At 73.8% G+C, this 12,958-nt stretch carries 11 protein-coding genes and 1 pseudogene; 8 read left to right on the forward strand and 4 right to left on the reverse strand.

Annotated features, from left to right (window positions below; genetic code table 11):
* Positions 1-4 precede the first annotated feature (4 nt).
* Together ABZU91_RS14045 and ABZU91_RS14050 are read left to right on the forward strand one after the other, a co-directional pair.
* Entirely contained in the window at positions 5-3,286 is a 3,282-nt protein-coding gene (locus ABZU91_RS14045; protein ID WP_355239029.1) for a BTAD domain-containing putative transcriptional regulator, read from the forward strand.
* 108 nt (positions 3,287-3,394) lie between these two features.
* Entirely contained in the window at positions 3,395-4,087 is a 693-nt protein-coding gene (locus ABZU91_RS14050; RefSeq protein ID WP_355239032.1) for a hemerythrin domain-containing protein, read from the forward strand.
* Positions 4,088-4,406: 319 nt separating this feature from the next.
* Here ABZU91_RS14050 and ABZU91_RS14055 read toward each other — a convergent pair whose 3' ends face one another.
* The 4 genes and pseudogenes from ABZU91_RS14055 to paaK form a co-directional block, all read right to left on the reverse strand.
* Positions 4,407-4,973, reverse strand: coding sequence for a dienelactone hydrolase family protein (locus tag ABZU91_RS14055; protein ID WP_355239035.1), 567 nt, complete (start codon positions 4,971-4,973; stop codon positions 4,407-4,409).
* Positions 4,974-5,029: 56 nt separating this feature from the next.
* Positions 5,030-5,578 (reverse strand): nucleotide disphospho-sugar-binding domain-containing protein, encoded by a 549-nt coding sequence (locus ABZU91_RS14060; RefSeq protein WP_355239038.1) that lies wholly within the window; start codon positions 5,576-5,578, stop codon positions 5,030-5,032.
* Positions 5,579-5,775: 197 nt separating this feature from the next.
* A pseudogene (locus tag ABZU91_RS14065) lies at positions 5,776-6,138 on the reverse strand (glycosyltransferase); the annotation flags it as partial.
* 55 nt (positions 6,139-6,193) lie between these two features.
* On the reverse strand, positions 6,194-7,501 hold the full coding sequence (gene paaK / locus ABZU91_RS14070) for a phenylacetate--CoA ligase PaaK (RefSeq protein WP_355239041.1): 1,308 nt from the start codon (positions 7,499-7,501) through the stop codon (positions 6,194-6,196).
* Between the two features lie 290 nt (positions 7,502-7,791).
* Between paaK and ABZU91_RS14075 the strand changes: the two genes are divergently transcribed.
* The 6 genes from ABZU91_RS14075 to ABZU91_RS14100 all read left to right on the forward strand — a co-directional run bounded on the left by ABZU91_RS14075 (position 7,792) and on the right by ABZU91_RS14100 (position 12,957).
* Positions 7,792-8,550: a class I SAM-dependent methyltransferase gene (locus tag ABZU91_RS14075; RefSeq protein ID WP_355239044.1), complete on the forward strand. Its 759-nt coding sequence runs from the start codon at positions 7,792-7,794 to the stop codon at positions 8,548-8,550.
* A gap of 124 nt (positions 8,551-8,674) precedes the next feature.
* A complete protein-coding gene (locus ABZU91_RS14080; RefSeq protein WP_355239047.1) occupies positions 8,675-9,151 on the forward strand; it encodes a CrcB family protein in 477 nt (158 codons plus the stop codon).
* Positions 9,148-9,510, forward strand: a complete 363-nt coding sequence (gene crcB, locus ABZU91_RS14085; RefSeq protein ID WP_355239050.1) for a fluoride efflux transporter CrcB — start codon at positions 9,148-9,150, stop codon at positions 9,508-9,510. Before ABZU91_RS14080 ends, crcB begins: the two co-directional genes overlap by 4 nt.
* A 92-nt stretch (positions 9,511-9,602) precedes the next feature.
* A complete protein-coding gene (locus tag ABZU91_RS14090) occupies positions 9,603-10,127 on the forward strand; it encodes a PadR family transcriptional regulator (protein WP_355239052.1) in 525 nt (174 codons plus the stop codon).
* Entirely contained in the window at positions 10,124-10,804 is a 681-nt protein-coding gene (locus tag ABZU91_RS14095; protein ID WP_355239055.1) for an ABC transporter ATP-binding protein, read from the forward strand. The genes ABZU91_RS14090 and ABZU91_RS14095 overlap by 4 nt, the downstream gene beginning before the upstream one ends.
* Positions 10,801-12,957, forward strand: coding sequence for an FtsX-like permease family protein (locus ABZU91_RS14100; RefSeq protein ID WP_355239057.1), 2,157 nt, complete (start codon positions 10,801-10,803; stop codon positions 12,955-12,957). Before ABZU91_RS14095 ends, ABZU91_RS14100 begins: the two co-directional genes overlap by 4 nt.
* The last annotated feature ends 1 nt before the right edge of the window (position 12,958 follow it).

Below are 12,958 nucleotides of genomic sequence, written 5' to 3' on the forward strand. Positions count from 1 at the left end.
AGTCATGCTGCTACGGGTGCTCGGGCCGCTCGAGGTCGAGGTCGACACAGGCGGACCGGCCGACCTGGGCGGCCCCCGTCAACGCGCCGTGCTCGCGCTGCTGCTGGCGGCCCGCGGCGAGGTCGTCTCCGTCGGCCGGATGATCGAGGAGCTGTGGCGGGGGGACGCGCCACCACGGGCGATCGTCTCCCTCCAGGCGTACGTCTCACACCTGCGCCGCGTGGTGGAGCCGACCCGCGAACGCCGCGCGCCGGCGCGGGTCCTGGTCACCGTGCCACCCGGGTACGCCCTACGGTTGCCCGCCGACGCCGTCGACGCCAACCGCTTCGAGTCGCTGTTGGCCGAGGCCCGCGCGGTCGGTTGCGCCGACCCGGAGCACGCCCGCCGGCTGCTGCGCACCGGCCTCGGCCTGTGGCGCGGTCCCGCGTACGCCGAATTCGTCGGTGAGCCGTGGGCGCAGCCGGAGGTGATGCGGCTGGAGGAGCTGCGTCTCGCCGCCCGGGAGTTGCTGGTCGACGTGACCATGCGCGGCGGTGACCCCGCCGAGGCGGTGCCGGAGGCGGAACTGCTGACCCGGCAGGCGCCGCTCCGGGAGGAGACCTGGCGGCTGCTGGCCCTGGCGTTGTGGCGTACCGGTCGGCAGGGGGACGCGCTCGCCGCGCTGCGGCGGGCACGGGCGACCCTCGCGGACCAGCTCGGTCTGGACCCCGGCCCGGCGCTGGCCGAGGTCGAGTCCGCGATCCTGGGCCAGCGCCTGGACCTCCTCCCCCCGGTGGCCGCGACGACGCCCGTCGACGGAGGGCAGCCGGAGGAGGTGTTCGTCGGGCGGGAGGCCGAGCTGGCGGCGCTCGGGCAGGCAGCCGCCGAGGCGCGGGTACGTGGCCCGCGAGTCGCGCTGGTCACCGGCGAGGCCGGCGCCGGCAAGACGCGTCTGCTCGGCAGGTTCGTCGAGGACCTGACCGCCAACGGCTGGCTGGTCGCCCTCGGGCGCTGCCCCGAGGTCGAGGGCGCGCCACCGGCCTGGGCGTGGGTCGAGGCGCTGCGGCAGCTCGCGCTCCAGGCACCGCCGGGTGACCTCGCGCCGGCGCTCGCGCCGCTGCTGGCCGAGGACGACGGTGAGGTGGGTGGGGACGTCACCGCCGGTCGGTTCCGGCTGCACCGCGCCGTCGCCGCCTGGTTGGACGCCGCGGCCGTCGGCAGACCGGTCGCCGTCGTACTCGACGACCTGCACGCCGCGGACGCCGAGACCCTGCTGCTGCTCACCAGCGTGACCGAGACCACCGCCGGCGCACTGCTGTTCGTCGCGGCGCTACGGCCCGCCGACAACGCCGAGCGGCTCGCCGACACCATGGCCGCACTGGCCCGCCGGTCACCGCACCGGATCGCGCTGGGCGGCCTGACGACGCCCGAGGTCGAACGGCTGCTCGGCGCGCTGGCCCGGACCACAGTCGATCCGGACACCGTCAGCGCGCTGGCGGAACGCACCGGCGGCAACCCCTTCTACGTCCGGGAGTCGGCCCAGCTGCTCGCCGCCGAGGGCACCCTCGTCGCCACCTCCGACGTGCCCGAGGGCGTCCGCGACGTGCTGCGCCGACGGCTGTCCCACCTGCCGTCCGCTGCGGTGTCGGTGCTGCGCCTCACCGCGACCGTCGGGCGGGAGGCGGACGTACGGACACTCGTCGACGCGTCCGGCACCGACGAGGGCACGGTCCTGCACGCGCTGGAAGCCGGGCTGAGCGCCGGCCTGCTCACCGAGCCGACGCCGGGCCGGGTGCGCTTCGTCCACGGCCTGGTCTGCGACACCATCTACACCGACCTGCCGCAGCTGCGCCGCACCCGCCTGCACGCCCGTATCGCGGCCGTCACCCGCCGGCTGCACCCGGACGACTACCCGGCCCTGGCGCGCCACTACTCGCGGGCCGCGTCGGCCGAGACCGCGCCGCTCGCCGTCGAGTACGCCATCCGCGCCGCCGAGCTGGCCGAACGGCGCTACGCGTACGACACGGCGATCGAACTGCTCGCCAACGCCGTCGACGCCGCCGCGTCGGTGCCCGGGGACCGGGACGCGCTCCGGGTCGACCTGCTGGGCCGACTGCTGCGCGCGCAGGCCCGGGCCGGCGCGGTGGCCGCCGCCCAGCAGAGCCGGAAACGGGCCGTCGACATCGCCATCGCGGCCGGCCGCGACGAGCTGCTCGTCGCGGCGTTCACCGCCTGGACCGTGCCGAGCCCGTGGCTACGACACGAGTACGGCGCGGTGGACCACACCGCCGTCGAGCTGCTCACCCGCCTGCTGCGCGCCGACGGCCTGGACCCGGTCACCCGGTGCCGGCTGCTCGACGCGCTCGCCACCGAGCTGGACGGCGAGTCGGACCCACGCGGTGTGGCGGCCGGACAGGAGGCCCTGGCGATCTCCCGGCGATCGGGCGATCCCGAGCTGCACGCCCTCGGGCTGGCTGCCCGGGCCCGCACGATGAGCTACGAGTTGGAGGCGGCACAGCGCCGGGAGTTGGCGCTGGAGCTGCGTGACCTCGCCGACGAGCACGGCCTCGTGACCTGGCGTTGGGTCGCCGAGCAGGTGGTCGGCCACTGCGCCGCCGCGCTCAACGACCCGGAGCAGCTGCGTGCCAGCGTCGCCCGGCAGGGGCAGCTGGCCGAGACGTACCAGCTCAAGGAGGCGCAGGTCCTCCACCTGTGCTCACTGGCCGTGCTCGCGCACGTCGCCGGCGACTTCGTGACCGCGCGGCGGCACTACGACGAGGTGGCCGAACAGATGCGGGGGCAGGGATCGCTGCACGGCGCGGCCTTCCACTACCTCGCGGTGGCGACCCTGCTGATCAGCCAGGGCCGCTTCGGCGAGCACGTGGAGGCGACCCGCCGGATGCGGCCGTTGCTGGGGCCGATCGTGGACGACCTGCTGGCGTTGGCACTGATCGAGAACGGTCAGGTGGACGAGGCCAGCGCCATGCCGATCGGCCGGCACACCTACCGTCCCGACTACTTCCAGTCCTCCCTGCTGAGCGTACGCGCGATGGTCATCGTGGCCCTGGGCCGAGCGGACCTGGCACAGCCGGTGATCGACGCGCTGCTCCCGTTCCGTGATCAACTGGCCGGCCTCTCCACCACGGCTGCCGTGGTACGGCCGGTCGCGCTGACCCTCGGAGAGCTCCTTCGTTTGACGGGGCGCACCGAGGAGGCCGCCCGGCACTTCCAGCTGGCGGCCAGCCTGGCGCGCCGGTGGGAGTCGCCGCACTGGCTGGCCCAGGCGACGGCGGCGCTGGCCGACTGAGGCCTGTTGCCGGGCGGCGGGCTGGCGGCTTGCTCCTTCCAAGTGGGTTCCAAGTGGCGGCGAGAAAGATCGTCGTGTTCGACCCACTAAATCCTTGGAAAGGGCACCGTGAATCAGAACCACCAGGAAGCGATGGCCGACGTCCGCGACATGTACATGGTGCACACCATGTTCCGTCGTGAGTTCGGCCTGCTCCCGCAGCTCGTCCGCGGCGTACGGTCGGGTGACGTGAAGCGCGCGGACGTGGTCGGCGCGCACGCCGCGCTCATGTGCCAGCAGTTGCACCTGCACCACGAGGGCGAGGACATCTTCCTGTGGCCGCTGCTCGCCGAGCGCGGTGGCGCGGAGGCCGCTGCCGTCGTACCCGCGATGCAGGCCCAGCACCACGCCATCGAGCAGGCCTACGAGGCGGTCGTCGCCCTGCTCCCCGAGTGGCGGCGGACCGGACGCGACGGCGAGGCGGTGGCCGAGGCCCTGGATCGTCTGCGCGTGGCGACGACCGAGCACATGGCCCTGGAGGAGTCCGAGATCCTGCCGCTGGCGCAGCGGTACGTCACCGCGGCCGAATGGGCGAAGCTCGGTGAGCACGGATTGAGCGACACCCCCAAGAAGGACCTGCCGCTGATCTTCGGCATGGCGATGTACGAGGGTGACCCCGCAGTGATCAAGGCGGTGCTCGCCCACGCCCCGCTGCCGGCACGGCTGATGATGCCGGTCGTCGGGCCCCGGCTCTACCGCACGCACGCCAAGCGCGTCCACGGCACGGCCACGCCCCCGCGCATCGGCGCGAACGCCCGCTGAGAGAACGGCAGCTCGCCAGCGAGTCTGGCTGGTGAGCTGCCACCCGGCTCGCTCGCCAGCTCTGCCACCGGCTTGCTGCCGCGAAATCGACCACGCCGGCGAGGGGGCGGCGTGGTCGATGGCACCAACCGCCACCGGCGAGCTGGGGGCAGCCGGCGGCGGGTGGCCGTGGAGGGGGCAGACGCCACCGAGCCGGTGCCACCGCGCGGCAGACACCAGGCCCACGCCAACACGGCGCGAACACCGAGCCCACGGGCCGGACACCGAGCCCAGGCCAATACGGCGCGGGCACGCCACGGAGTCCGGGCCCAGCGCGGGGTCAGATGTCGGTCAGGAAGGCCAGCACGCGGGGCCAGGCGGCTGCGGCGGCGTCCGGGGCGTACCCGGTGAGGGCCGGGTCGGTGAACAGGTGGCCGACGCCGGGGTAGCGGAACACCGTCAGGTCGACGCCGGCGGCGGTCATCGCCTGCTGCCACTCGTCGACCTCGTCGGGGGCGTCGTACGGGTCCGGGTCGGCGATGTGCAACTGCACCGGCAGACCGCGCCGGACCGTGTCGGGTGAGCCACCGGTGCCGTGCAGCAGGAGCAGGCCGGCGGCGTCGGGGCGCTCGCCGAGCAGCGCTCCCGCGACGCCGGCGCCCATCGAGAAACCGGCGAGGACCGTCTGCGGCGGCAGGTCGCGCAGCGCCCCGCGGGCCCGGTCGAGCACCACCTCGTGGCCGATCTTGTCGAGCAGCGCGAAGCCCTCCTCGACGGTGTCGACGGCGGGGACGCCGTACAGGTCGGGGGTGGTGACCTGGTGCCCGGCGGCGCGCAACCGGTCGGCGGCGGCACGGACGGCGGGCCGGAGCCCGTACACGGAGTGGAACAGCACGACGTGTCGCATCCGGTCATCGTGCCGCAGTCGGACCGCCGATCGGTGCGGCCACGCGGGGGGCGGGATCAGACCAGCGCCGCGAGCCGGGCCACCAGGGCCTCCGGCGGGGGCGTCGCGGCGATCTCCTGACTGACCTGTACGGCGGCGGTGCGCAGGGTCTCGTCGGTGAGCAGCCGGGTCAGTGTGTGCGCGGTGATGTCGGCGGGGCGCGACGCGAGGCCCGCCCCTCGGCGGGCCACCAGCTCGGCGTTGTGCCGCCGGTCCCCCGGGCCGACGGTGGCCAGTTGCGGCAGGCCGGCGGCGAGGGCGCCGAGCGCGCTGCCCGCACCGCCGTGGTGGACCAGCGCCGCGCTCGCCGGCAACGCCTCGTCGAGCGGAATCCAGTCGACCACCCGGACGTTGTCGGGCAGCGGCCGTGCGGTCGTACGCCGATCGGGTCGGACCAGCACGATCTCGGCGTCCACCCCGGGCGCGGCGGTGACCACGGCGGGCATCGGGCCCCGGTCGCCGGGGCCGGTGAGGGTGCTGCGGGTGACCAGGATCCGGGGTCGCCGGCCCGGTTCGCGCAGCCAGGCCGGCAGCTCACCGCCGCCCCCGTAGGAGGTGTGGCGCATCGGCCAGCCGTCCTGGCGGGCGACGCTGGCCGGCGCGACGGCGAGGGCGGCGGCCGGCGGGGCAGCTCGGTCAGGCCGTGCCGGCGCAGTGCGGCGCCGAGTCGGGCGACCGTGGCGCGGACCAGCTCGCGGCCGTCGAAGAGGTTGTTTTCCTGGCGTACGGCCGGCACGCCCAGCCGGGCGGCGGCCACCGCGCCAGCGACCGCGAACGGTTCGTGGAGCACCAGGTCCGGTCGCCATTCGTCGGCCAGCCTGACGACCGGATCGGTGAGTTGGTCGTTGAGCGCGCCGAAGAGCAGCCCGGCGCCCCGGGTGCCCGCGGTGCCGGCCAGTTCGGCGCGGGCCACCAGCGGATGGCGCAGGAGAACCCGCCGCGCGATCCGGCCGAAGGCGAAGCCCGGTGCGATGTCGTGTACGGCCAGGCCTGCGTCGGCGGCGGCCAGGCCACCGCCGCCCGTGGCGAGCAGCACGTCGTGGCCGGCGTCGCGCAGTGCGACGGCCAGCGGCACCAGCGGGAATGCGTGCCCGACCAGCGGGGCGGAGACCACCAGCACACGCATAGCCCCGATCCTATGTCGACACGCGCGGCTCCGATGTCCCGCCGACCGGGCGGTGTCAGCCGGACTGCCGCTGGTCGACGATGCGGCGCATCTTGCCCATCGACCGCTCCACCGCGTCCGGGGCGAGCACGTCCACTGCCACGCTCACCCCGATCGTGTTCTTCACCAGCTCGACCAGGGTCACGCCGGCCCGCTCGGCGGCGTCCACGGACGCGTCGGCGCGCCGCTCGACCCGCACGGTGAGGGTGTCCAGCCGGCCGCGCCGGTCCAGGACGCACTGGAAGTGCGGCGAGAGCTGCGGCGTACGTAGGATCAGCTCCTCGATCTGGGTGGGGAAGACGTTCACTCCCCGCACGATCATCATGTCGTCCGTCCGGCCGGTGATCTTCTCGATCCGCCGCATGGGACGGGCGGTGCCGGGCAGCAGCCGGGTGAGGTCGCGCGTGCGGTAGCGCACCACCGGCATCGCCTGTTTGGTCAGCGAGGTGAGCACCAGTTCGCCCTGCTCGCCGTCGGGCAGCACCGCGCCGGTGACCGGGTCGATGATCTCCGGGTAGAAGTGGTCCTCCCAGAGGTGCAGCCCGTCCTTGGTCTCGACGCACTCGGTGGCCACACCGGGGCCCATCACCTCGGAGAGCCCGTAGATGTCCAGCGCGTGGATGTCCAGGCGCTGTTCCATCTCCCGGCGCATGTCCTCGGTCCACGGCTCCGCGCCGAAGATGCCGACCCGCAGCGAGGTGCCGCGCGGGTCGATGCCCTGACGTCGCATCTCGTCGATGATGGCGAGCATGTAGCTGGGCGTGACCATGATGATCTCGGGTTCGAAGTCGCGGATCAGCAGCACCTGCCGCTCGGTCATGCCGCCCGAGACGGGGATGACCGTGCAACCCAGCTCCTCGGCGCCGTAGTGGGCGCCGAGGCCGCCGGTGAAGAGCCCGTAGCCGTACGCGACGTGCACGCGGTCACCGGGCCGCCCGCCGGAGGCGCGGATCGACCGGGCCATCAACCGGGCCCAGGTCCGCAGGTCGTCGCGGGTGTAACCGACCACCGTGGGTCGGCCGGTGGTGCCGGAGGAGGCGTGCAGTCGGGCGATCTGCTCCCGGGGTACGGCGAACATGCCGAACGGGTAGTTGTCGCGCAGCTCCGCCTTGCCGGTGAACGGGAAGCGGGCCAGGTCGGCGAGGTCGCGGCAGTCGTCGGGGTGCGCCCCGACGGCGTCGAAGGCCCGGCGGTAGTGCGGGACGTTGTCGTACGCGTGCCGCAACGACCAGCGCAGTCGCTCGCGTTGCAGGGCGCGCAGCTCGTCGACGTCGGCGCGCTCGATCGGCTCCAGCTCCTCCGCTGAAGGGGTGCGGTCCTGCATCGCGTGCCTCCTTGGTGCGGCGGTCCCGGTGGGGCTGCCGGTACCGTACGCCCGCGTTCGTGCGGCTGAGGCGGCGGTCAGCGTACGGCCGGCAGCCGGCGCAGGGCGTCGACCAGCGGGGGGCGGTGGGCCGGCGCGGAGGTGGCGAGGACGGCGGGACGACGACGCCGGGTCAGGCGGATGCCTGGCCCGGCGTCGCTTCGATCATCGCCCTGCCATCTTCTCGCAATTGCAAAATATGTGCAACAAGGTCTGGACAACGCTCCCGAGCCGTAACTAGCCTTCCCCACATGAGTCCTTACATCACCGATGCGTGGGCGTGGCAGGAGAGCTGGGACCGCCAGCAGGAGGCGTACCTGCCGGACCGGGAACACCGGTTCACGGCCATGCTCGACACCGTCGACGCCGTCCTCGACGGCCGACCGCCGCGCGTGCTCGACTTGGCCGGCGGCACCGGGACCATCTCACTGCGGACGCTGGCACGATTCCCCGAGGCCGAGATGACCCTGGTGGACCTCGACCCGGCGCTGCTCGCCATCGCGCACGCCTCGCTGGGCGATCGGGCCACCATCGTCACGGCCGACCTCGGCGTCCCCGACTGGCACGCCACGCTCCCCCACCGGGAGTACGACGCCGTCCTCACCGCCACCGCCCTGCACTGGCTGCCGGCCGACCGGCTCGGGCAGCTCTACGCCGAACTGCGGGACGTGCTGCGGCCGGGCGGCGTCTTCGTCAACGCCGACCACATGCCCGACGACACGCTGCCGGAGCTGACCAAACGACTTCTGACCCGAGCGCGCGACCGGCGCGACGCCCGCTACGCCGCCGGCGCGACGCTGTCGTGGTCGGACTGGTGGGCCCGGGCCGGTGCCGACCCCGCGCTCGCGCCGCTCGTCGCCCAGCGGCAGGCGATCTACCCGAGCGGGCACAGCCCCGAGTGGAACCCGCCGGTCTCCTGGCACCTGGCCGCCCTCACCGCGGCCGGCTTCGCCGAGGTCGGCACGGTCTGGCGGGGCGGCGTGGACGCGGCCGTCGCAGCCACACGTTGACGCGGTGGCGTCCGGACCCACGGTCGGTGGCGTCCGGACGCCGCCGTCGACGGGCCGCGTCCGGACTCCAACGACCGTGAGCCACGCGCGGACGTCGCCCCGGGCGGCAGTACGCTGACAAGCCGTGGCAGAGCCGCTGGATCCGCGCACCAACCCGGACGTCGACCTCCGGGTTCCCGCCGACCGGGGCGAGCTGGCCGCGCATCCCGCGACGATCCTCGCCGCCATCGCGGCCGGTGGCGTACTCGGCGCGCTGGGCCGCGCCGGCCTGCAACAGCTCGCGCCGCACGGTCCGACCGGCTTCCCGTGGGCGACCTTCGGCGTCAACACGTCCGGCTGCCTGTTGATCGGCGCGCTGATGGCGGTGCTCGGGCACCTCGGCGGCGGCCACCCCCTGGCCCGCCCGTTCCTCGGCGTCGGGATCCTGGGCGGCTTCACCACGTTCTCCACCTACGTGGTCGACATCCAGCAGGCGCTGGTCGCGGGCGCGGCGGGCACCGCGCTGGCCTACCTGGCCGCGACACTGCTCGGGGCGCTCGTCGCGGTGGGGCTGGGCGACGCCGTCACCACCCGTCTGCTGCGCCGCGAGGCGGCCCGATGACCGTCCTGCTCATCGCCCTCGGCGCGGCCGTGGGCGCTCCCCTGCGGTACCTCACCGACCGGGCCGTGCAGTCCCGGCACACCTCGGCGTTCCCCTGGGGCACGTTGACCGTCAACGTGGTCGGCTCCCTGCTGCTCGGCGTCCTCGTCGGCGTACCGGTGGGCACGGCGGTGAGCGCGCTGCTCGGGACCGGGTTCTGTGGGGCGCTGACCACCTACTCGACGTTCAGCTACGAGACGCTGCGGCTGACCAGGGACGGCGACCGGCTGCTCGCGCTGACCAACGTGGCGGGAAGCGTCGCCGCCGGGCTCGCCGCGGCCAGTGCCGGCTACGCCCTGGCCCGCGCCCTGACGGGCTGACCCGACCTCACCAGAACGCCCCTGACCAGGGGATGCACCCGAATACCCTCGGGGTATATACGCGAGGTATACCCCCGGTGTAGTCTCCTGGCATGAGCGTGCCACTGACCCTGCTCGGCCTCCTCGAACGAGAGCCCAGCCACGGATACGACCTCAAGCGCGACTACGACGCCTTCTTCGGCCGGGGCAGGCCGCTGCCGTTCGGCCAGGTCTACTCCACCCTCAGCCGCCTGGCCCGCGACGGCAAGGTGGTGATCAGCGACGTCGCGCCCGGCTCCGGCCCCGACCGCAAGCGCTACATCATCACCGATGTCGGCGCGACCGAGGTCGAGCAGTGGCTGACCCAGCCCGTCGACCCGGAGCCGCACCTGCAGACGGTGCTCTTCGCCAAGGTCGTCCTCGCGCTCATGCTGGACCGTCCGGCCGCCGAATACCTCGACACGCAGCGCAGCGCGCACCTGCACCGCATGCGCGAGCTGACCGAGATCAAACGCGCCGGCAACCTGGTCGACGCGCTGCTCGCCGACCACGGCCTGTACCACCTGGAGGCGGACCTCCGGTGGATCGAGATGACCGGCGCCCGGCTGGACGCCCTGCGCAAGGAGGTGCGGCCGTGAGCGTCGTCATCGAGGCCCGCGACGTGACCTTCGCCTTCGGTCAGACGCCCGCCCTGCGCGGCGCGAGCGTCTCCGTCCAGGACGGGGAGATCCTCGCCGTCATGGGCCCCAGCGGCTCGGGCAAGTCCACTCTGCTGCACTGCCTGGCCGGCATCCTCGTGCCCGACTCCGGCGAGATCCTCTTCGGCGGTGGGCGGATCGACACCATGTCCGAGAGCGGGCGCAGTGGTCTGCGCCGGGACCGCTTCGGCTTCGTGTTCCAGTTCGGCCAGCTCGTCCCCGAGCTCACCGCGGAGGAGAACGTCGCCCTGCCGCTGCTGCTCGGCGGTGTCCACCGCAAGCAGGCGCTGCCGAAGGCGCGGGCCTGGTTCGCGCGCCTCGGCCTGGACGGCCTGGAACAGCGCCGATCCGGCGAGCTCTCCGGCGGGCAGGCGCAACGTGTCGCCCTGGCCCGCGGCCTGGTCAACGAGCCACAGGTGCTCTTCGCCGACGAGCCGACCGGCGCGCTCGACTCGCTCACCGGCGAGCAGGTGATGGACCTGCTGGTCGGCGCGGCCCGCGAGCAGGGCACCACCGTCATCCTGGTGACCCACGAGGCCCGGATCGCCGCGTACGCCGACCGCGAGGTCATGGTCCGCGACGGGCGCGTCAACGCGCCGGACCGGATCGCCTCATGATCCGCTTCGGGCTCCGCCTCGCCGTGGCCGGCGGTCGGGAGGCGCTCACCCGCCTACTCGTCATCGCCGCCGCCGTCGCGATCGGCAGCGGACTGCTGCTGACCACCCTCGCCGGGGTCAACGCGGTCGACGCGCAACTCAGCCGGTACGCCTCGATCTATCCCCACGCCTCGACGGACGGTGGCGCCGACCCGCTGTGGTGGTCGACCCGGGACGACTACTTCCACGGTGCGCAGATCATCCGGATCGACGTCGCCGCCACCGGGCCGACGGCGCCCACCCCGGCCGGCATCCCGAGCACTCCGGGCCCGGGCGAGTTCTACGCCTCGCCGGCATTGCGGGACCTGTTCACCGCGCACCCGGCCGCCGAGCTGGCCGACCGCTACCCGGGGCGTGACCTCGGCACCGTCGGACCATCCGGGCTGACGTCACCGGACACCCTGCTCGCCATCGTCGGCGGCACCCCGGACAGCGTCGGCAAGCTGCCCAACGCCAGGCAGGTGGACAACCTCGGCAATACGCCCACCCTGCCCGAGACCACTGTGGACCTCATCCTGGGCGTGGTCGCCGGCGGTCTGCTCTTCCCGGTGCTGATCTTCATCGGCACCGCCACCCGGCTCAGCGCGGCCCGCCGGGAGCAGCGCTTCGCCGCGATGCGTCTGGTCGGCGCGACACCCCGGCAGATCGCGATGGTCGCCGCGGTGGAGGCGGCCGCCGCCGCCGTCGCCGGCACCGCCGTCGGCTTCGCCCTGTTCTACGCGTTCCGGGGCCCACTCGCGGGCATCCCGTTCACCGGCATGCCGTTCTTCCCCGGCGACATGTCCCTGGGCCTGCTGGACACCCTGCTGGTGGCGCTCGGCGTCCCGGCCGGCGCGGCGCTGGCGGCCCAGGTCTCGCTGCGCCGGGTCCGGATCTCGCCGCTGGGCGTCACTCGACGGGTCACCCCTCGCGCCCCACAGCCGTACCGGCTGATCCCGATGGTGCTCGGCGTCGCCGTGCTCGTCTCCGCGATCGGCTTCCGGCCCCAGACGTCCGACGGCCAGGCGGCGGTGTTCCTGCCCGGTCTGCTGCTCATCATGTTCGGCCTGGTCCTCGCCGGCCCCTGGCTGACGATGGTCGGCGCCCGGGTGATGGCCCGGTACGCCAACCGGCCGGCCACGCTCATCGCGGCGCGACGCCTCGCCGACAACCCGAAGGCCGGGTTCCGGGCGATCAGCGGCATCATGCTCGCGCTCTTCGTCACGAGCGTCGCCGTCGGTGTGATCACCACGATCATCGACGAGCGTGGCCCGGCCCCGGTCGGCTCGACCGACGCGGGCACCGTCACCACCGTCTTCGACGAGAAGGCGGCGTCGGTGCCCGACGCGCTCCTCGCCGAGCTGCGGGCGATCCGCGGCGTGCGGTCCGCGACCGCCATCCGGGAGGACCCGGACCTGATGGACGGCGGTGAGGGCGGGATGATCGCGTGCGCCGACCTCCCGAGCGCGTACGGCCGGTGCGCCGACGGCGCGAGCGTCATCGGGGTGCCGTTGGGTCTCAGCCGCTGGGAGGAATCGGCGTCACCCGCGACGATCTGGCCCTCCGCGGCGATCACGCTCGACGAGTTGCAGCGACTGCCGGTGACCTCGGTGGTGGTCGGCACGGACGGGTCGGCCACCGCCGTCGAGCGTGTCCGCACCGTGCTGGAGATCGCCTTCCCGACCTTCTGGGTCGGGCCGAACGTGCCCGGCGACTTCGAGTCGGACTTCGCCGACACGCTGCGCGGCTGGGAGCAACTGGCCAACGTCATCATCATCGCCAGTCTGGCGCTCGGGGGGTGCAGCCTCGCGGTCAGCGTCATCGGCGGTCTCACCGAACGCCGCCGTCCGTTCAGCCTGCTGCGGCTCAGCGGCGCTCCGGTGCGCGTCCTGCGTCGGGTGGTGGCGCTGGAGAGCGCTGTGCCGATGCTCGCCGTCGCCGCCCTCGCCATCGGCATGGGCCTGCTCGCCGCGCACCTGTTCCTGCGGGCGCAGATGCACTACACGCTCGTCGCGCCCGAGCCGCGCTTCTACGTGATCGTCGTGGTCGGACTGGTCGCCTGCCTCGGTGTCATCGCCTCCACGATGCCGCTGCTGGAACGTGTCACCGGCCCGGAGACCGCCCGCAGCGAGTGAC

The organism is Micromonospora sp. NPDC005174, assembly GCF_040608495.1.
In the GTDB taxonomy this organism is placed as follows: Bacteria; Actinomycetota; Actinomycetes; order Mycobacteriales; family Micromonosporaceae; genus Micromonospora.

Excerpts from the sequence above, each read along its gene's own strand:
- ABZU91_RS14075 (WP_355239044.1), top strand. The coding sequence starts at position 7,792 with ATGAGTCCTTACATCACCGATGCGTGGGCGTGGCAGGAGAGCTGGGAC.
- ABZU91_RS14045 (WP_355239029.1), top strand. The coding sequence starts at position 5 with ATGCTGCTACGGGTGCTCGGGCCGCTCGAGGTCGAGGTCGACACAGGC.
- ABZU91_RS14100 (WP_355239057.1), top strand. The coding sequence starts at position 10,801 with ATGATCCGCTTCGGGCTCCGCCTCGCCGTGGCCGGCGGTCGGGAGGCG.
- crcB (WP_355239050.1), top strand. The coding sequence starts at position 9,148 with ATGACCGTCCTGCTCATCGCCCTCGGCGCGGCCGTGGGCGCTCCCCTG.
- paaK (WP_355239041.1), bottom strand. The coding sequence starts at position 7,501 with ATGCAGGACCGCACCCCTTCAGCGGAGGAGCTGGAGCCGATCGAGCGC.
- ABZU91_RS14060 (WP_355239038.1), bottom strand. The coding sequence starts at position 5,578 with ATGCGCCACACCTCCTACGGGGGCGGCGGTGAGCTGCCGGCCTGGCTG.
- ABZU91_RS14090 (WP_355239052.1), top strand. The coding sequence starts at position 9,603 with ATGAGCGTGCCACTGACCCTGCTCGGCCTCCTCGAACGAGAGCCCAGC.
- ABZU91_RS14055 (WP_355239035.1), bottom strand. The coding sequence starts at position 4,973 with ATGCGACACGTCGTGCTGTTCCACTCCGTGTACGGGCTCCGGCCCGCC.